Origin of the sequence: Lacrimispora sphenoides, from assembly GCF_900105215.1 — a bacterium.
Lineage (GTDB): Bacteria > Bacillota > Clostridia > Lachnospirales > Lachnospiraceae > Lacrimispora > Lacrimispora sphenoides_A.
On the sequence record NZ_FOIP01000001.1, the window covers coordinates 2,906,036 to 2,925,372 of the forward strand.

General features: G+C 44.9%; 16 protein-coding genes. 12 read left to right on the forward strand and 4 right to left on the reverse strand.

Annotated elements, in window-relative coordinates; genetic code table 11:
* Window position 1: 1 nt before the first annotated feature.
* The 6 genes from larC (at window position 2) to BMW45_RS13285 (ending at window position 7,783) form a co-directional block, all read left to right on the forward strand.
* Window positions 2-1,369: a nickel pincer cofactor biosynthesis protein LarC gene (gene larC / locus BMW45_RS13260; protein WP_092244350.1), complete on the forward strand. Its 1,368-nt coding sequence runs from the start codon at window positions 2-4 to the stop codon at window positions 1,367-1,369.
* The gene (gene larE / locus BMW45_RS13265; protein ID WP_092244353.1) at window positions 1,369-2,211 is read left to right on the forward strand and encodes an ATP-dependent sacrificial sulfur transferase LarE; all 843 of its coding nucleotides are present in this window, start codon (window positions 1,369-1,371) and stop codon (window positions 2,209-2,211) included. Before larC ends, larE begins: the two co-directional genes overlap by 1 nt.
* Before the next feature lie 361 nt (window positions 2,212-2,572).
* The gene (locus BMW45_RS13270; RefSeq protein ID WP_242883017.1) at window positions 2,573-4,036 is read left to right on the forward strand and encodes an aminoacyl-histidine dipeptidase; all 1,464 of its coding nucleotides are present in this window, start codon (window positions 2,573-2,575) and stop codon (window positions 4,034-4,036) included.
* A gap of 82 nt (window positions 4,037-4,118) precedes the next feature.
* Complete coding sequence (locus tag BMW45_RS13275) at window positions 4,119-6,041, forward strand: OPT family oligopeptide transporter (protein ID WP_092244356.1); 1,923 nt, start codon at window positions 4,119-4,121, stop codon at window positions 6,039-6,041.
* Window positions 6,031-6,384: a PqqD family protein gene (locus tag BMW45_RS13280; RefSeq protein WP_092244359.1), complete on the forward strand. Its 354-nt coding sequence runs from the start codon at window positions 6,031-6,033 to the stop codon at window positions 6,382-6,384. Before BMW45_RS13275 ends, BMW45_RS13280 begins: the two co-directional genes overlap by 11 nt.
* A gap of 142 nt (window positions 6,385-6,526) precedes the next feature.
* The gene (locus BMW45_RS13285; protein WP_242883018.1) at window positions 6,527-7,783 is read left to right on the forward strand and encodes a glycoside hydrolase family 3 protein; all 1,257 of its coding nucleotides are present in this window, start codon (window positions 6,527-6,529) and stop codon (window positions 7,781-7,783) included.
* Window positions 7,784-7,877: 94 nt separating this feature from the next.
* Here BMW45_RS13285 and BMW45_RS13290 read toward each other — a convergent pair whose 3' ends face one another.
* From BMW45_RS13290 to BMW45_RS13305, 4 genes are all read right to left on the reverse strand, one after another.
* The gene (locus BMW45_RS13290) at window positions 7,878-9,551 is read right to left on the reverse strand and encodes a S8 family peptidase (RefSeq protein WP_092244362.1); all 1,674 of its coding nucleotides are present in this window, start codon (window positions 9,549-9,551) and stop codon (window positions 7,878-7,880) included.
* A gap of 70 nt (window positions 9,552-9,621) precedes the next feature.
* Window positions 9,622-10,557, reverse strand: coding sequence for a ketopantoate reductase family protein (locus tag BMW45_RS13295; protein WP_092244365.1), 936 nt, complete (start codon window positions 10,555-10,557; stop codon window positions 9,622-9,624).
* 26 nt (window positions 10,558-10,583) lie between these two features.
* Window positions 10,584-11,042 (reverse strand): hypothetical protein, encoded by a 459-nt coding sequence (locus tag BMW45_RS13300; RefSeq protein WP_092244368.1) that lies wholly within the window; start codon window positions 11,040-11,042, stop codon window positions 10,584-10,586.
* 71 nt (window positions 11,043-11,113) lie between these two features.
* On the reverse strand, window positions 11,114-12,043 hold the full coding sequence (locus tag BMW45_RS13305) for a LysR family transcriptional regulator (protein ID WP_092244371.1): 930 nt from the start codon (window positions 12,041-12,043) through the stop codon (window positions 11,114-11,116).
* Between the two features lie 185 nt (window positions 12,044-12,228).
* Here BMW45_RS13305 and BMW45_RS13310 point away from each other — a divergent pair, with 185 nt between their 5' ends.
* The 6 genes from BMW45_RS13310 (at window position 12,229) to BMW45_RS13335 (ending at window position 19,181) form a co-directional block, all read left to right on the forward strand.
* A complete protein-coding gene (locus BMW45_RS13310) occupies window positions 12,229-13,062 on the forward strand; it encodes an ABC transporter permease (protein WP_092244374.1) in 834 nt (277 codons plus the stop codon).
* Window positions 13,055-13,837 (forward strand): ABC transporter permease, encoded by a 783-nt coding sequence (locus tag BMW45_RS13315; protein ID WP_025234440.1) that lies wholly within the window; start codon window positions 13,055-13,057, stop codon window positions 13,835-13,837. Before BMW45_RS13310 ends, BMW45_RS13315 begins: the two co-directional genes overlap by 8 nt.
* Before the next feature lie 11 nt (window positions 13,838-13,848).
* Window positions 13,849-14,883, forward strand: coding sequence for an ABC transporter ATP-binding protein (locus BMW45_RS13320; protein WP_092244377.1), 1,035 nt, complete (start codon window positions 13,849-13,851; stop codon window positions 14,881-14,883).
* Between the two features lie 86 nt (window positions 14,884-14,969).
* Window positions 14,970-16,034, forward strand: a complete 1,065-nt coding sequence (locus BMW45_RS13325) for an ABC transporter substrate-binding protein (RefSeq protein WP_092246467.1) — start codon at window positions 14,970-14,972, stop codon at window positions 16,032-16,034.
* Window positions 16,035-16,047: 13 nt separating this feature from the next.
* Entirely contained in the window at window positions 16,048-17,763 is a 1,716-nt protein-coding gene (locus BMW45_RS13330; RefSeq protein WP_092244380.1) for an adenine deaminase C-terminal domain-containing protein, read from the forward strand.
* An 80-nt stretch (window positions 17,764-17,843) separates the two neighbouring features.
* Entirely contained in the window at window positions 17,844-19,181 is a 1,338-nt protein-coding gene (locus tag BMW45_RS13335) for an amidohydrolase (RefSeq protein WP_092244383.1), read from the forward strand.
* Window positions 19,182-19,337: the final 156 nt, after the last annotated feature.

Here is a 19,337-nt window from a genome sequence, read left to right on the forward strand (position 1 = left end):
GATGGGAAAAATACTGTATTTGGAATGTAACTCAGGAATCAGCGGTGATATGACGGTAGGCGCTCTTTTAGACCTGGGAGCAGATAAGCAGGCTTTTACAAAGGCTCTGCAGAGCCTGGGAGTGGACGGCTATCATCTACACTTTGGCAGGACCAGGAAATGCGGACTGGATGCTTATGATTTTGATGTTCATTTGGAAAATGAAGGGCATGGCCAAAAGCGTGATCACGACAATGACCATGATCTTGATTATAGCCAAGACCAAAGCCAAGACCATGAGCATAATCACGATCATAGCCATGACCACGACCATGATCACGGCCACAGCCACGACCTCGATCATGACCATAGCCATAGCCATGACCATGACCACAATCATGACCATAGCCATGGCCATGATCATCCCCAAGTTCACCGGAATCTCCAGGATATATACGCAATCATTGACCGGCTGGATTCCAACAGCAGGGTAAAGGCAATGGCGAAGCGGATGTTTGATATCGTGGCAGAGGCGGAGTCAAAAGCTCATGGAATCCCTGTGGAAGAGGTCCATTTTCATGAGGTCGGAGCCATTGATTCCATTGTGGACATCATTGGTGTGGCGGTTTGTGTGGACAGCCTGGACGTGGATGAGATCGTGGTATCTCCTTTGTCAGAAGGGTATGGCAGCATCCGCTGCCAGCATGGTGTTATCCCGGTTCCTGTTCCGGCAACAGCTAACATTGTATCGGCCCATGGTCTGAAGCTTCGTCTTACGGACAATGAAGGGGAGATGGTGACTCCTACCGGAGCTGCCATAGCTGCCGCCCTTGGGACAAGAACGAATCTTCCTTCCTCCTTTCAGATCTTAAAGACAGGGCTTGGTGCAGGGAAAAAGGACTTTAAACAGGCAAACGTTCTGCGGGCCATGCTGCTTCTGGAAGAGGAAGAAGGGGCAGGAGAAAATATGTGGGTTTTAGAGGCCAATATTGACGATTGCAGCGGGGAATCCTTTGGTTTTGCCATGGAATCCTTATTGGAAGCCGGAGCGGCTGATGTCTGGTATACGCCTGTATTCATGAAAAAGAACCGTCCAGCCTATATGCTTAGCCTGATCTGCCGGGAAGAGGAGATAAGCAGAATGGAAGATATTCTGTTCATTCAAACCACTACCATCGGAGTGAGAAGATACCCGGTAGCCAGAACCATTTTAAACCGAAAAAAAAGGAAGGTCATGACGGAATTCGGGGAGGCGGAGGTAAAAATCTGCACCTACAAAGACAGGACCTTCTGCTACCCGGAATTTGAAAGTGTAAGAAGTATTTGCAGACAAAATGGGCTGGATTATCAGACGGTATACAGTATCATACGCATGGAGGCGGAGAAATAATGGAACAGAACATGTTAGAAATAAAAATGAGACTGGAACAGATGATGGCAGAGTACGCCAAAGAGGATATCTGCCTGGCTTTTTCCGGAGGAGTGGATTCCAGTTTGTTGCTGAAAGTAGCAGCAGATGCCGCAGGAAAGACGGGAAAAACTGTTTATGCGGTGACTTTTGACAGCCGTCTTCATCCCTCCTGTGATCTGGAAATCGCAGCCAGGGTAGCAAAGGAGCTGGGAGGAATACATAAGGTGGTTTCCGTAAATGAACTGGAACAGGAGGAGATACGTTTTAATCCTGTAAACCGTTGTTATCTATGCAAAAAGAAGCTGTTTCAGACTTTGAAGGATTATGCGGGGGAAATGGACATCCCTTATATCATGGATGGAACCAACGAAGATGACCTGCATGTCTACCGTCCGGGAATCAAAGCCTTAAGAGAACTGGGAATCATCAGTCCTCTGGCAGAGCTTCACATCACCAAGGCCCAGGTAAAAGAGCTGGCCTCATGGTACGGGATCTCTGTGGCGTCCAGGCCTTCCGCTCCCTGTATGGCGACCCGTCTTCCCTATGGTACAGAAATTGATTATGATATCCTGAATCTTATTGGAAAAGGAGAGGAATTTGTAAGTTCTCTTGTGAAAGGAAATGTACGCCTGAGACTTCATAAAGACATTGTCCGAATCGAAGTGGACAAAGAAGCGATAGGAAATCTGGTGGAGAAGAGCAGAGAGATCATTGCTTATTTAAAAGAATTAGGCTTTATCTATATCACCATGGATCTGGAAGGATTCCGGTCCGGAAGCATGGATGTGGGGATCCCCCCATTGAGTAAAAATTCATACTGATACGTAAAAAGTGCGTTTCCCCGACAGGAAACGCACTTTTTCTGCATATTCCGCTGACCCTATAAACAAATCCCCGATAGCGGTCGAGCGGGATAGCGCAGTGCCGTCAGGATTCGACAACACGACAAATGTGGATTTATTAACAATAACCTAAAAAATGAATATTAATTAAAAAATAATATAATAATTGAATATGAGTTAAACATTTAGCACAGAAATATTATGTGAAATTGTACAATAAAGTCTATTGTATTTTGACTTTGTTTGTGCTAATATGAAAACACATATTTAGGTTTTTTGTCCGTAATCCTGTTTTTAAACATAAGGAGGACAAATATATTAGTAAAGGAGAAAATATACCGTGGGTAACAATGCAATGGAAAACATGGAACCGGTGGAAGTGTTTCACTATTTTGAGGAAATTAACAGTATTCCGAGAGGTTCAGGAAATGAAAAAAGAATCAGCGATTATCTAGTTTCTTTTGCAAAGGAACACAATCTGGAGGTCATACAGGATAAGGCGCTGAATGTGATCATCAGGAAGCCGGGTTCCAAGGGCTATGAAGAAAGTCCAGGTGTCGTAATTCAGGGGCATATGGATATGGTCTGTGAGAAAAGGCCTGATGTAATGCATGATTTCATGACAGACCCCATCCAAATGAAAATCGTTGGAGATATGCTTTACGCAAACGGAACAACTCTTGGGGGAGACGACGGCATTGCGGTTGCTATGGGGTTAGCGGTTCTGGCATCGGATACATTGGAACACCCTCCTGTTGAATTGTTGGTTACCACCTCTGAAGAGACCGGAATGGATGGCGCCCATGCGCTGGATCCAAAAAACATATTAGGTAAAACCCTTATTAATATCGATTCAGAGGAAGAGGGAATCCTGACGGTAAGTTGTGCAGGCGGATGCTCCTCCAAGATCAATATTCCTATTACATGGGAAGATGCAGATAGCAGCAGGGCTGCTTATATTATTGATATTTCTGGTTTAAAGGGCGGCCACTCTGGAGTGGAAATACATACAGGCAGGGCAAACGCCAATAAATTGATGGCCCGGTTTTTGAAAAGTGTAAGCTTAGAGACAGATTTAAATTTATGCTCCATTAGCGGAGGTTCCAAGCACAACGCCATTGCCCGTGATGCACGAGCTGTTGTGTGTGTAAATTTAGAGGCTGTCCCAATGCTGAAAGAGAAGATTTCCAGTTTGGAACAAATATTCAGGGATGAATTCAAAGTTGCAGATCCGGATATAAAGGTCGAACTAAATCCTGTGGAAAATATGCCGAAGCGAATCATGTCGAAAGACACAAGGGATAATATCATTAATTTTATGTACCTGATTCCAAACGGAGTCCAGAGCGTTAGCATGGATATTGAAGGCCTTGTAGAGAGCTCCCTTAATCTGGGGGTAGTTGAGACTGGGGAAGAAAGCATTGAAATCATAAGTTCTATCAGAAGCTCTATTGGAACGATAAAGGATAATATTTTCCATACCGTAGCCACCATTGCCGAACTTACAAACGGGAAGGTGACCGCTGAATCGGATTACCCGGAATGGAAATACAATCCCGATTCAAAAGTTAGACTGCTGTTTATAGAATTATACGAGAAATTATTTGGTGAAAAGCCGCTGATAAGCGCAATTCATGCCGGATTAGAATGCGCAATTTTTGATAAAAAGTTTGAAGGAAAGATGGATATGATATCCGTTGGACCGACAATCGTTGGGGTACATACTGCAGAAGAGCATTTAAGCATCCCATCCACCCAGAGGACATGGAAATATTTGACAGAAGTATTGAAAGCCCTCAAATAGCAGCTGGAATACCGCTGATAATTTATATTTAATTTGTGTCAATGATTGATCAAACTATAATGAATATAAGGGAGTACTATGTATGAATCAGAAATTATCTAAAGGCGCATATGGTGGTATAGCCGGCAAAGACTACGTACCATATGTCCCTAAAAACTCCGGATCGGGTGGAAATGCTGCGGTATTAATCATTGGTATTGCTCTGTCTGCATTGTTTGCAGCATCAACTGCTTACTCAGGCATGAAAGCAGGTCTTACAGTTGCAGCCGGAATACCGGGCTCCATATTAGGTTCTGTATTTATTGCTATGTTTGCAAGAGAAAAAGGAATCCTTGGAAAGACACTCCTTCAGGGAATGGCCAGCGGCGGTGAATCCATTGCCAGCGGTATGATATTTGTTTTTCCGGCAATTCTTTTGATCGGTTCCCAGGTTACATTTCTGGAAGGTCTTGTGATCGGTGTCGGCGGTGCATTATTTGGTATAGGTGCAGCTTCTCTGGTCTACAATTATTTGATCGTGGAAGAACATGGAAAATTAATGTATCCTGAGTCAATGGCTATTTCGGAAACCTTAGTTGCTTCGGAAGGCGCCAAAGATTCTCTGAAGTTTATGGGAATCGGATTTGGAATAGGCGGTTTAATAACTGCGGTAACCAGCTCATTCTTAAATATCACCAACAACGTGATCAGCTTTGTGCATGAGCCCTTTTACAAATGGAAATTTCAGCTTGAAGTGAACCCATTGCTGCTGGGAATTGGATTCATCGTGGGGATGGAAGTATCCTTGACCATGTTTGCCGGTTCTATATTATCTAACTTTGCCATCACGCCTCTCATCGGTTATTTTGCTACTTTAGGAAGTGGCGGACCCGCCGTATGGAATAATCCTTCTGTCAGCGTAAACGCTATGGGAGTCGGCGATATAGCAGGAAGCTACGTAAAATATATCGGTGCAGGCATGATGCTTTCCGGCGGTCTGATCGGTGCGGTAAAGCTGATTCCAACGGTTATCGCTTCCATAAAGGAAACCATGAATGCCAGAGGTAAAGGCTCCAGCGGCGCTGGATCTTCTGTTGAAACTGTTATTTTACTGTCAGGTATCATCGTAGGCTTCATCGGCGGTTTCCTGGTATCTGGCGGCAACATTGCCATGGCTGTACTGGGTGCTGTTTTATCCATGGTGCTTTCTTTGATGTTTGTTATTGTTTCCGGCCGTTTAACCGGTACCATCGGAACTTCAAACCTTCCTGTATCCGGTATGACAATTGCTTCCATCGTTATCGTCACATTACTGTTTGTGGGATTAGGCTGGAAGAGTGTAGATGATAATAAGGCTCTGTTGTTATTCGGTTCCTTTATTGTTACTGCAATCGCTGCAGCAGGCGGTTACTGCCAATCACAAAAAGTTTCTTTTATCATTGGCGGAAGCAAGAATGAAATGCAGAAATATTTTGCAATTTCTTCTGTGGTAGGCGTTGTGGTAGTTACCTGCGTTATATTATTGCTTTCCAATCAGCTCTCAATGACTGGAGACAATGTTCCGTTTGCATTGCCTCAGGCGAATTTAATGGCAACATTGACAGCCGGAATCATGTCGGGTCAGCTGCCCTGGGTTATGATCATTTGCGGCATTATGATGGGAATCGTTTTATTTTTGCTGGGACTCCCTGTAATGACAGTTGCAATCGGTTTTTATTTGCCGATATCCACAACTTCTATCATTTTGATAGGAGCTCTGGTTCGTTTCTTAGTTGAGAAATATTGCAAGAATGAAAAAGAAAAGGAAGCGAAAGTTTCTAACGGTGTAAGCCTGTCATCAGGACTTGTTGCCGGCGGATCAATCATTGGACTTATCGGAATCGTTTTACAGGTAACTGGAGTTATCAGTGGTGCAGGCCCAAGCGGATTTGCAAATTCAAATGGAATGGCATTTATCTTATTGATCATTCTTGTAGTAGCGACTGCTATACCGCTTTTTAAGAGTGAAGTGAAGAATGCTAAATGACAATGATGAGGTTTTAAATTTAATATTTAAGATTTCCGAAAAACTGGAATATGAGGTTGATAAAAACGGCATTGTGACCATGCTTATTAAACAGGATCACAAGATTCAACGGGTTTTTAGAAAACTCGGTTTCAAAATTCCGGAATATAAAAAGATTGCAATGGATGAGTATGGAAGCTGCGTCTTTCTTCAAATTGACGGCAGTAAGACCATTAAGGAAATTGGAAAAAGCCTTGAAGAAACGTATGGTGACAAGGTAGAGCCGCTGTATGAAAGACTGCTGTTATTCGTCAGTCACTTAGAACAGCAATTTCACTATATCGAAAATACCAGCAAGGTGTAAGAAATAAACTGCAAAGCAGGTAGATCGGTGTCGGGAATTAAGTCCTGGCACCGATCTTTTTTTGTGTAACTCTTGACCGCTGCTGGCATGAACGATATAATTATCATTAAATTCTTTTACCGACTGGTCAGAAAGGACTTTGATGAAACCAAATAAATTTATGTTTTTCTTTGTGTTCTTACTCCTGCCGCTTCTTTTATCAGCCTGCGGGAGGCATTACCCGGATTATATCAGTCAATCCGGCAGTCCGAGCACTGAGGAATCAAAAACGGCTGCAAACGAAACAGATGATCACAGTGCAGATCCTACAGAACCCACAATCCATATCTCAACCACAGAGTCTACGGCGATGGAAGATACAGCCGGACAGACGGATTCTTCCTATAGCAGTGATCCCTATGAGGTTAGAGCAGGAGAGCTGCTCTTAAGCATGTCCCTTGAGGAAAAGGTGGGTCAGATGTTTTTTGTCCGCCTGCGCAAAGCCAGTGCCCTTCAGGATATTGAGAAGTATCATTTAGGCGGTTATATCCTGTTCGGAGACGATTTTAAGGATGAGACGCAAACCGGCATCCAGGATTTTATTAAGAGCTGTCAGAATGCAGCCTCCATCCCCTTGCTCGTGGGAGTGGATGAGGAAGGCGGAACTGTGTGCCGTGTCAGCAAATACGCGGCTTTCCGTTCTGAACCGTTTAAGTCTCCTCAGGATTTGTATAAACAGGGCGGCTTTGAAGCTATTCAGGCGGATACAAAGGAAAAGACAGCCTTTCTGCTTGGACTTGGGATCAATGTTAATCTGGCTCCTGTCTGTGATGTCTCTGTTAATCCGGATGATTTTATTTACCGCAGGTCTTTTGGCCGGGAAGCCCGGGAGACGTCAGATTATGTCAGGACAGTTGTCCTGGAAATGGAAAAAGCGGGAATCGGCAGCACACTGAAACATTTTCCCGGTTATGGCAGCAATGGGGATACCCATACGGGATCCGCGGTTGATACCAGGGATTACCAACAATTTGTCCAGAGTGACTTCCTGCCATTTGAGGCCGGGATTAAAGCCGGAGCCGACAGTGTTCTGGTTTCCCATAATATCGTAACTTCCATGGATGAGAAACATCCTGCCTCTCTTTCCCGTGTGGTTCATGATAAATTAAGGGAATCCTTAAACTTCAAGGGAGTGATTATGACGGATGACCTAAGTATGGATGCCATTAAGAACAGTACATCGGAGGCGGCTGTTCTGGCCATTGACGCCGGAAATGACTTACTGGTTGCGACTGACTTTGACGTACAGATTCCGGCTGTTTTAGATGCTATAAATAAGGGGACCCTGAAGGAAGAACAGATTGACACTTCCGTAATCAGGATACTGGTCTGGAAACTTAAATTAGGCTTATTGCAGTGATCCATACTGCCATTACGTTTGTACCATTAGCGATATAAAAAAAGTGCGGTTCCATGTTTGGGAAACGCACTTTTTATGTCATCAAAATGTATTATCAAGCTTCGTTAACTACTTTAAAAAAATTATTAATTTCCACCTGGCCATAACCCCATATGTTATTTGGATAAGTATAGGCGTTGTCGCGGGTTGCATACAAAATCAGCTGCCGGTTAACAACACCGCCAGTCATCTGGATATAATTCTCTTTGACAATCCCCCATTCAAAAATCATTGCCATGATTCCTGCCGTATGGGCCGCTGCGGCTCCCGTTCCTGTAGCAGTGCCGTATTTATCACCCGGAACCGCACACGGGATAAGATAGCCCGGGGCTGCAATGTCAGGCTTAACCACTCCAATTCTCGTGTAGCCTCTGCCGGATTCTTCCAGGATGCTGTTATCCAGCTGATTATAAGCAGTAACGGTCAGCGGGCTTACTGCGTTTCCCGGAGAAGTAATAGTAACGTTTGGATCCGGATTTATAAAGTATGTTTCGTCTGTTATCAGATTTCCTGATGGGAGCCATGCATGAAAGGAGAATGAATCATTATTACTATTTTCTAAGTGAAATTGCCAGGTTCCAGGAAACGTGTTTGTGAAACGCAGCAGGATAAGCTGGTCCCCGGTATTCTGCTCGTAAATAATATTGTTTATCCAGGCGTTTGTCTGGCTTATATTGAAATTATAATTGATGCAGCCATTAATTGATGGAGGAATTAATCTTGTAACCTCCCGGGTAGGGGAGGTTATGCTGATGGACAGCTGAGCAGGGGAAGTGGCCCAAATTTCTACGAAGAACATGCTGTCATCGTTTCCCGCATTTATACTAAAATCACTATAATGGACTTCGGGAGAAGTGGCATAATAATAATGTCTTTTTTTGTTTCCTTCATTTCCTGCTGAGATTGAAACTCCTATTCCAGGAAGCTGTGCCAGATAATCTAAATAGCTGCTTAAAGGGCCGTTTCCGTCATGTCCTCCCATACTTGTACCAAGGGCAATACAGATAACTATTGGCTTATTTAATTCTATGGAGACAGTAACCAGGTAACGTGCGGCAAGCATAATATCGGATTCCTGAAAACACAGAAGTCCATCCGGTACAAAAAAGAGATCCTTTAAATTCTTTTTGGCATTTTTCAATTTTACGACTACCAGATCGGCTTCCGGGGCAACTCCGCGGAAACTTTGGTCATTGGTTGGGGAACCGGCCGCAATACTGGAAATTGCCGTACCATGGCCATTGGTATCAACCGAGGGAACGATCGATAAAGGGTTATTCGACTGTAGCGCTTTGTTTATCAGATCTCTGTCGTATTCGGAACCAAAAGTAAAGCTATCCGGGGGTATGCCGCTTTGTTCACTCTGATCCCAGATTGACTGAATGCGTGTGGTTCCGTCAGTGTTTTTAAAAGCCTGATGCCGGTAGTCAATACCGGTATCTATAATTCCTATTAATACATCTTTTCCAAACAGACTTAAATCAGGATTGTTCTGAACCGCTGTAATTCCGGATATGTCTAAGCTTACTAATGAATTTAGTGTGTAAAGTGACGGAAAACTGTTGTAAGAATACAGCCCTAAGTTACAGGGGTTCATAGATTCTGCCGGGACATGTTCCAAAGAAAATCTTTCATTGAGGTAGGTAATATCACTGTCCTTTTGATGTAGTGGAATGAGAACATTATTTACGAACAGATCGTAATAATTATTGTCAAGTATTCTTTCCAAAATCTAGCCCCCCTCTTTGCATTCTGGTGCTATACATATTTATGCAGAGAGAATCTGATTATGTACATTATTAATCGTTAGGCAGGGAAGGATAAGCTGCTTCTATTCCTTTGATCTTCTCGTAAAGCATATCATTGACCGGAACCATGAATCCGTGTTTTGCCGCCAGACGGCGGACAACTCCGGAAAACATTTCCACTTCAGAATACCGGCGGGCCATTCCATCCTGGCGCATGGAGGGAGCGCTTTCCGGAGAAAGAGTTTTGATCAGATCTATGTAGAAATTCATATCTTCTTCCGATAAGTGAACCCCTTCCTTTTTTGAAAGATCAATCACTTCTTTCATGGCCCCGATCAGGGCGTCATAAGGCTCTCCGGGAGCAAGTACTCCGCCATAATTGGTTTCAAAGGCCATGCAGGTCTGGTTGACTCCCACATTCAGCATGAATTTTCCCCAAAGACGTTTTACAATGTCGGCTTCGACCGTATAGGATACGCCGGCGCTGTCAAAGTAACAGGTTAAGTCCTTTAGTCTGGATTCCTGTCCTTCGGTCCTGGTTCCAAGTAAGAGGGTGCCCGGGCGGGTGTATGTAAGACTGGAACCAAACCTCATGGCGTCCATTCCCTGTGCAATGCAATAAAGTACTTTTTCCCTGCCGAACCGTTTTGCAATGATCTCCTCGCTGTCGATTCCATTCATGACCGATAGGATCGTAGTATCAGGACCAACGCTGGCCTCCATGGTATCCAGGGCAGAAGAGAGGGCGCCGTATTTGACCGCCACAATCATAAAATCCACTGGCCGGGCGTTTTTGCAGTCCTCGATCCGAAAGGAAAAAGGTTTGCCGTTTATGGTGAAGGGTGTTTGCTGGTAACGTTCTATCCGTTCACGGTCCCCAAGAAAGAATAGGTTATCCGGGCCAAGGGAGGCAGTAATCTGGCTGGCGTAAAGCATTCCCAAAGCGCCCAGCCCTACAATTGCAGTTGTTTTAGATTGATCGCACATAAAATCTCCTTTCAAATAAGACTTGTCTACGGAATGAGGCACTGGTTCTTATCAAAGCCTCCTGCATTCATGCTGTCCTGATATATTTTTTCCAATTCTTCCAGATGAAAAACCCCTTCAGAAACTTTATAGAATTTTTTCGTATCTGCCAGATAGAACATGCTGTTTTCGTCCACATTAATAGCGGCAGTCTGACCGTTGGTGTTAGAAAAATAAATCTGGTAGGTGGTGGCGCTGTCAAGAGCTCCGTCAGGGACTTCTTCTAAAGAAAAGCCGTGAAAGAGATCGGCGGCCCTTTCTATAGTTTCCTTGCTCTCGTCATAGAAGGAATAACAGATGGAACCATAGTAAATGGAAACGGATTCGGTTTTTTCTGTGTCAATAGGAATACCGGTAAGGTTCTCTTTTTTCTGGCTTTGGCATGCAGTAAGAGATAAGATAAGAATGACAAAAGGGAAAAAGATTCTTTGTATTTTTCTATTCATAGGAAACCTCTTTTTTTAATCTATATTACCATAAGTTCCTAAAAAAGCAAAGAATAGGAAGGGACCGATAATTATGTTTGCTTTGTCTGATAATATTCTGTCAGGATATCAAGATAAGCCTTGGCATATTTCGGCAGGTAGCGGTTTTTCTGATAGGCGGCTATAAGGGTGTTTTCAATCTTTTCTTTCCCAATGGACAGGCAGACTGAGGATTTAAGTTCTCTGTCTTTTAGATAATGATAGTAGCTTTCAGGAGCAAAGGCGGCTCCCAGGCCTTCCATGGCGAGGCGGATGGACATTTCGCTGTTTCTGGTATGAAGGAGAATATTTGGTTCCAGCCCGTAATCCTTAAAGAGCTTTAAAGCAAGGCCGCCTGTATTCTGGTCAGGATAAAGAAGAATAAAGGGCTCGTCTGCAAGAAAGCCAAGATCGATCCAGGGATATTGAAAGCCATCTTTTTTTTCAGCCATTTTTACCAGTGGATTAGATCCGGATAGGACGAGAACCATTTCTTCCTTTCCGATCACCTGATAATCCAGGCCGGTGGGAAATTCATGGACATTGTAAATGGTCACGTCCACGGTATGGTCGGTCAGGGTATGTTCTGCTACAAAGTTGACTTCCTCCATCATGTTGACTGTGACATGGGGATATAGCTTGTGGAAGTTTGAAAGAGTGGGACCGATCAGGCTGTTTCCAAGCATGATGGGAATGGCGATATTTAAACGTCCGTGGTTTTGGTGCATAATATCGTCAAACTCCATGTCCCATTCGATTCCGAATTCCACGATTCTTTCGGCGTAGTGGATGTAACGTTCTCCGATATAGGTCGGAGAATAGCAGCTTCCAACACGGTCAAAAAGACGGGCCCCAAGCTGATGCTCCAAGTTTTTTAAATATTTGCTTAAGGATGGCTGGGAGATGAAAAGGGTTTCTGCAGCTTTGCTGATGTTTTTCTGTCTGGCGATGGCCAGAATGTATCTTGCTTCCTTTAATTCCATAAATATTCCCCCTTTGTGCAGGTGATGGCGTTCTCTTATAGCTTTAATGCATAGAAAATATAGATTATATGTATTTGACGTACAGTATATCATAAATTATAATAAAAGTATAGACATAAATTAACAGAACTTATAAGTAATAATAAGTTCATAATAATTGACGTAAAAAGCATGGGGAGGTCCAGATGAAGAAAAGTAGTGCATTTATCATGGTGGTGCCAGGGCTTGTAATACTGGCAGTGTGTCTGTTTTTACCGCTTTTAAGGGTACTGATTCCGTCTTTTCATACCGGAGACTATCCGTTCAGCGCTTATGTGGAGTTTTTTCAGGATGAGTATTATCTTAAGATTTTTATGAGAACGGTTAAGGTTGCGTTCATCACTACGGCTATCTGCATGGCAGCAGGAGTACCGACTGCATATTTTATCAGCCGGTGCCAGAAGAAGTGGAGAGGGATTTTGCTGTCTGTTTCCATTTTTCCCCTGATGACCAATTCTGTCATCAGAAGCTTTGCCTGGATCAATATTTTAGGAAGCAACGGTATTATTAACCGATTTCTTATGGCGGCCGGTCTTGTGGAAAAGCCTGCGAAACTGTTGTACACGGATTTTGCCATTATCATTGGTTCCGTTTATTTATTTCTTCCCCTGATGATCGTTACAGTGGCCGGTATTATGGAAAATATTGAGGATGACATGATGGAAGCGGCTCTCAGCCTGGGGGCGGACCGGTTCAAGGCCTTTATGAAGGTGATTTTCCCCATAAGTCTTCCGGGAATCATCGTTGGAGGTATTCTGGTATTTACCGGAACCTTGACGGCCTATACTACGCCTCAGCTGCTTGGCGGCAATAAACATATGGTTCTTGCCACATTCATCTACCAGAGGGCCATGAGTGTGGGAGACTGGAATGGGGCTGCAGTTATTTCCCTGATCATGATCGCCACGACCCTGGCTGTGATCAAAGGTTTAAATGCCCTGTCAGCCAGACTGGACAGAAGAGGAGGAAATCATGCGTAAGAATAAAATGCTGACTGCTTTTGCTGTGATCGTGTTTCTGTTTTTGGTTCTGCCGCTTGTCATCATTACTGTGACCGCTTTTGGGGAGGGCAGTGCCATCACCTTTCCCATTGACTCTTTCTCTTTTCGGTGGTTTGTCAATGTATTTGCATTAAAGTCCTTCCGGGTTTCCTTCCTGACCAGTTTGGAAATCGCTCTGCTTGCGACCGTGGCCGCACTGATTGCAGGGATTCCGGCTGCTTATGCTCTGGCAAGGTCCGGCATAAAAGGAAAGGGGATTCTAAAATCCGTGTTCCTTTCCCCGACCATTGTGCCTGGAATCGTAATCGGCTTCGTGCTCTATCAGTTTCTGGTTCTGACTTTAAGAGTTCCAGTGTTTGCCGGACTTTTGGCCGGGCATTTTATGGTGACACTGCCCTATGTGATCCGGGTGGTCGGCTCCAGTCTGGACCAGTTCGATTTTTCGGTGGAAGAGGCGGCCTGGAGTCTGGGGTGCACAAAGACGGGGGCATTTTTCCGTGTGGTACTGCCTAATATCACATCGGGAATCTCCGCTGCCTTTATGCTGGCTTTTATTAACTCCTTTAATAACATTCCGGTTTCCATGTTTCTCTCCGGTCCCGGTGTGTCTACTTTCCCGGCGACTCTCATGGGTTACATCGAATATAATTATGATCCCACCGTATCGGCGGTATCCGTGCTTTTAATGGCCGTAACGGTCCTTATTATGGTAATTGTTGATAAGACACTGGGAATTGCAGCTTTGGCAAAATAGGAGGAGAAACCATGGCGTATATGACACTGCAGGATATTGATGTCTGCTATGATAAGAAGAAACAGATTTTAAAGGGATTGAATTTAGAAGTGCAGGAAGGGGAGCTGGTTTCCCTTTTGGGGCCAAGCGGCTGCGGAAAGACTACGACCCTTCGGGTGGTAGCAGGGTTTATTGAGCCCCAGAATGGAGTTTTCGCTCTGGATGGGGAGGACCTTACCAAGGTTCCGGTCCACAAGAGGAATTTTGGAATCGTATTTCAAAGCTATGCCCTGTTTCCCCATTTAAGCGTATATGACAATGTGGCATTTGGGCTTAAGATGAGAAAGCTTGATAAAGCGGAAATTGATAAAAAAGTGGATCAGATCCTGGAGGTCTGCGGTCTTACGGAATTTCGCGGGCGTTTTCCCCAGCAGATGTCCGGCGGGCAGAGGCAGAGAGTGGCCCTTGCCAGGGCGTTAGTAATTGAACCGAAGCTTCTTCTCCTTGATGAGCCTTTAAGCAACTTAGATGCAAAGCTGCGCATCAATATGCGAATGGAGATTAAGAGGATCCAGAAAAAGCTTGGCATTACCACCTTATTTGTCACCCATGACCAGGAGGAGTGCTTCTCCATCTCGGATAAAGTGGCGGTTATGAATCAGGGAGTGATCGAACAGTTTGACACGCCGGAAAATATTTATCAAAGGCCAAATACGGAATTTGTTGCAAGATTTATTGGTTTTGAGAATTTTCTTCCTTTAAAGAGACAGGGAGATGTATATAAAACGGAGACCGGCGCAGTATTTAACGTAGAAAATACACACAGGGATGGCACCTGTACCGGCACCATTCGTCCGGAGGATATCCGGGTGGCAGAAGAAGGACAGGATAACAATATCCTGGAAGGTACGGTAGGCGTCCGGACATTTCTTGGTAAGGGCTATCAGTATGAGGTTCTTACCGCTGCCGGAAAGTTCCTGGTAAACAGGCCGGCAGAAGAAGCTTATGAAGAGGGCAGCCGGATCCGCCTTTATCTGCCGGAATCTAAGCTGATTCTTGTGAATTAAAAGGAATGTACCAGAGGACATGGACAGTAATAAGGTAACTGCGGCTGATACAGCCGGTCAATTATAAAAAAGAGAGGATCATGATTATGAAGAAAGTATTGGCATTATCCCTGTGTGCAGCCATTGTACTGACGGGCTGCGGCGGTGCCGGAGCTACGGGAACGGCAGGAGAGAAAAAGAGCGGTTCAGAAGAAAAGAAACTGGTGTTATCCACTTACGGCTTAAGCGAAGATATTTCTGAGGAAGAGGTGTACAAGCCCTTTGAGGACCAGTACAACTGCAAGATCGTTACAGAGACAGGTAGTACCAATGAGCGTTACACAAAGCTTTCTGCTGACTCACAAACCACCATTGACGTAATCGAGCTGTCCCAGGCCATGACGGCAAAGGGGATCGAAGAGGATTTATTTGAGCCTCTGGATTTAAGTAAGATCGAGAACAGCCAGTATCTGATCAAAGCGGCAAAGACTATGGCGGACGCCGGACAGGGAATTGCCTATACCATCAACAGCATCGGTATTATGTATGATCCGGAAGCAGTGGGCTTTGAGATTAAGAGCTTTGATGATTTATGGAAGGCAGAGCTGGAAGGAAGCGTTGCCATTCCGGATATCACGACTACCTTTGGTCCTGCCATGGTTTATATGGCAAGCGATTACAAGGGCGTTGATGTGACCAGTGACAATGGAGCGGCCGCATTTGAGGCATTGGAGGAATTAAAGCCAAACCTTGTAAAGACCTATGCAAAGTCTTCGGACTTAATCAATATGTTTACTTCCGGGGAAATCAAGGCTGCCATCGTAGGCGACTTCGGTGTTCCTACCATTAAAGAGGCAAACCCGGATCTGGTGTATGTGACTCCTGACGTTACTTATGCAAATTTCAATACCATCAGCATTACCAAGAACTGCAAAGACAAGGAACTGGCTTACGCATACATCAATTACCGTTTAAGCAAAGAGCTTCAGGATAAAACCACTAAGGCTTTAAATGAAGCACCTACCAATAACCAAGTGGAGGTTTCCAAGGAAGATTCGGAAAATATGACATATGGCCCTGCGGCAGAGAGTGCAAAGGTGTTAGATTATTCCTTTGTCAATCCGGTCTTAAGTGATTGGATTGATCAGTGGAACCGAACAATCAATAATTAAGGACAGAGGGAAAATGAAGGTTGACTTACTTGTTCAAAATGGATGGGTCTACCGGACATACAGGCAATGCTTTGAAAAAATGGACATTGCGGTTGTAGGGGAAAGGTTTTACGACATTTCCCCTTCCTCCTATTATGGGAACAAAATTCCTTATGAGGCTGAATGTGTGGTGGATGGTACAGGAAAATATTTTATACCGGGACTGATCGATATTCATATGCATATCGAAAGCTCCATGACATATCCGGGAGAGTTTTCCAGGGCGGCCCTGCCCTGGGGAGTCACCTGTGTGGTGGCTGACCCTCACGAGATCGCCAATGTATTCGGGTTAGAAGGAATAAAAAGCTTTATGGAACAGGAGACGGAGCTGGATATTTATTACGGGATTCCATCAAGTGTTCCTTCCACCGGAAGCAGCTTAGAAACCTCAGGCGGGCAAATCAGGGAAGAGGAGGTCCGGGAGCTTTTAAAAGAGGATAAAGTCATCTGCCTTGGAGAGGTGATGAATGATTCAGACTTAGTTTCCGGGGAAGATACCCTGATCAAACGCATTATCAGGCTGTGTCAAAGCGGGGACCGCAGGCTGAAGATTGAGGGGCATTGCCCTGCCCTGTCAGGAGAAGCGCTGGCAGGCTTTATCCGGGGCGGCGTGGATGCAGACCATACCCAGCAAACCCCAGAGTCAGTACTGGAAAAGACGGACATGGGCATGTTTCTGGAGCTTCAGGCAAAATCCCTGACATCTGATGTGGTAGAAACGGTGGTATCCCATGGTCTTTATGAAAATGTGGCTCTTGTAACAGATGATACCATGCCGGATCATCTGGCAAAGGGCCATTTAAACCAGATCCTTAAATTGGCTGTTGAGCAGGGAATGCCGGCAGAGAAGGCTATTTACTGTGGGACCCTTACACCTGCGCGGAGAATGGGCCTTGATGACAGGGGAATGATTGCGCCCGGAAAGCTGGCGGATTTCGTTGTACTTGATGATCTGGTAAGCTTTTGCCCTTCTGCGGTTTATAAAAACGGAAAACAGCATATAAAAAGTCCGGATTCCCCAAAAGCAGTTTTCCCGGACCATTTTTACCAGTCTGTAAAATGTCGCCTGGCTCTGGCTTCCGATTTTAAACTGAACCGGTGCGAGATACGGGAGGGAACAGCAACCGTAAATGTCATGGAGATTCAGGATTTTGGAACAAGGGTTAAGCATGTGAAAAGGGAAATTCCCGTCAGGAACCGCTGCATATGCTGGCAGGAGGCAGGACTTTCCCTGGCAATGGTATTTGAACGCTACGGAAAGACAGGAGATGTTTCCTATGGACTTGTGGAACATGCCTTAAAGTCTCCCGGAGCGGTGGCAACCACCTGGAGTCATGACAGCCATAATCTGCTGGTGCTTGGAAATTCAGTGGAGGATATGGTGCTTGCCCAGAACCGGGTGGTTCATATGCAGGGCGGTTATGTAACAGCCCGGGGCGGTAAAATCACAGCTTCCGCAGCCCTTCCTGTAGGAGGAATCCTCTCCGACGGAAGTCTCCCAAAGCTTTCAGAGGAACTGGCTGAGGTGCGGGAGGAAATCGAGGCCATGGGGTATGTGAACAGCAATGTTATCATGTCCATTTCCACCCTGACGCTACTGGTTTCCCCGGAATTAAAGATAAGCGACAAGGGCCTGTTTGATGTAATGATGAAGCAAAGGGTTCCTTTGGTGGAAACATACGAGTCTTAAAAAAATAATACAGAGACAGCCAATGGGTGTGCCTTTATGTCTCCTCAATTTGGGCAGAAATAAGGAAAAGGTTGATAAATGTGAGAACGATAATCATAAATGTAACTGTGGTAACAATGAATGATCAGAGGGAAATTCACGATCCCGGTTTTGTGATGTTTGAAAATGATATCATCGCAGCGGTGGGAGGTATGAAGGATTTACCGGAAGAAGCCTGGCATTTGGATACGGTGACAGTGGACGGAAAGAACGGCATCCTGATGCCGGGAATGGTGAATCTCCATACGCATATGGGGATGATCCCTTTCCGTGGACTTGGGGATGACTGCAAGGACCGGCTCCGGGTATTTTTGCTTCCGATGGAGCAAAAGGCCATGGATGAAGAGCTTGTATACCTGTCTTCCCGCTACGCGGCAGGGGAGATGCTTCTTGGCGGCGTGACCACAGCTCTTGATATGTATTACTTTGAGGAAGAAGCTGCAAGGGCCATGGATGAGATGGGAATGAGAGGGATTGCAGGGCAGACAGTGATGGAAGAAGGTGCCTGCGATTTCAGTGATCCTTATCAGGCATTGGCTTATGGGGAAGAATTGATAAAAAAATATCAATCCCACCCCCGAATATCAGCCTGCATTGCTCCTCATGGAACTAATACCTGCGGGAAAACACTGCTTTTGGAAGCCTACCGTCTGGATTCGTCCTTAAAGGTTCCTTTTACTTTACATACGGCGGAAATGGATTATGAAATGGATTATTTCCGGAAGGAATACGGCATGTCCCCGGTTCAGTATTTGGACAGCATCGGGGTATTGGGAAAAGAGACTCTGGCAGCCCACTGCATTCATATGGAGGAAGAGGATCTTTTGCTTTTAAAGGAACGGGAAGCAAGGGTGGCTCACTGCATCGGCTCCAATACAAAGGCGGCAAAGGGCGTGGCACCGGTAAGCTCCATGCTTCGGATGGGAATCCCGGTAGGCCTTGGAACGGATGGCCCTGCAAGCGGAAATACTCTTGATATTTTTACGCAAATGAAGCTTTGTGCCGATTTTCATAAAAATGAAACCAGAGACCGGAGCGCATTTCCGGCGGAAACCATTGTGTCAATGGCTACGGATCTGGGAGCAAAGGCCCTTGGCCTTTATGACCACACAGGTTCCCTGGAACCGGGAAAGCAGGCGGATCTTGTTTTAGTTGAAACCTGCTCTGCTAATATGTTTCCGGTTTACAATCCCTATTCTGCCCTCGTTTACAGCGCCAATCCTTCCAATGTGGAGGCCGTATACGTTGCAGGGGAATGTGTGGTGAAGGATAAGAAGCTTGCAAAGGCAGATATGGCAGAAATCAGGAAAATGCTTATAAAGAAGATGAAAAAAACGGATTTTGGAATTTATATGGAAAAAATGGGGAATATTTATTGAAGAAAGGGTTTGCAGGGTGATTATAATAAATCGATCTTAGGTATATTATAAACAGAGGTTTTAATTATTAATTCGCCGGTTGTAATTTATTAGAAATAATTGACAACCATATTGCCCTGTGGTAAACTGTATCAGTACAAATACGCGCCGATACTT

Bases quoted from the DNA above. Each gene is read 5' to 3' on its own strand.
- larC (WP_092244350.1), top strand. From the start codon at position 2: ATGGGAAAAATACTGTATTTGGAATGTAACTCAGGAATCAGCGGTGAT.
- larE (WP_092244353.1), top strand. From the start codon at position 1,369: ATGGAACAGAACATGTTAGAAATAAAAATGAGACTGGAACAGATGATG.
- BMW45_RS13275 (WP_092244356.1), top strand. From the start codon at position 4,119: ATGAATCAGAAATTATCTAAAGGCGCATATGGTGGTATAGCCGGCAAA.
- BMW45_RS13280 (WP_092244359.1), top strand. From the start codon at position 6,031: ATGCTAAATGACAATGATGAGGTTTTAAATTTAATATTTAAGATTTCC.
- BMW45_RS13285 (WP_242883018.1), top strand. From the start codon at position 6,527: ATGAAACCAAATAAATTTATGTTTTTCTTTGTGTTCTTACTCCTGCCG.
- BMW45_RS13295 (WP_092244365.1), bottom strand. From the start codon at position 10,557: ATGTGCGATCAATCTAAAACAACTGCAATTGTAGGGCTGGGCGCTTTG.
- BMW45_RS13300 (WP_092244368.1), bottom strand. From the start codon at position 11,042: ATGAATAGAAAAATACAAAGAATCTTTTTCCCTTTTGTCATTCTTATC.
- BMW45_RS13305 (WP_092244371.1), bottom strand. From the start codon at position 12,043: ATGGAATTAAAGGAAGCAAGATACATTCTGGCCATCGCCAGACAGAAA.
- BMW45_RS13310 (WP_092244374.1), top strand. From the start codon at position 12,229: ATGAAGAAAAGTAGTGCATTTATCATGGTGGTGCCAGGGCTTGTAATA.
- BMW45_RS13315 (WP_025234440.1), top strand. From the start codon at position 13,055: ATGCGTAAGAATAAAATGCTGACTGCTTTTGCTGTGATCGTGTTTCTG.
- BMW45_RS13320 (WP_092244377.1), top strand. From the start codon at position 13,849: ATGGCGTATATGACACTGCAGGATATTGATGTCTGCTATGATAAGAAG.
- BMW45_RS13325 (WP_092246467.1), top strand. From the start codon at position 14,970: ATGAAGAAAGTATTGGCATTATCCCTGTGTGCAGCCATTGTACTGACG.
- BMW45_RS13330 (WP_092244380.1), top strand. From the start codon at position 16,048: ATGAAGGTTGACTTACTTGTTCAAAATGGATGGGTCTACCGGACATAC.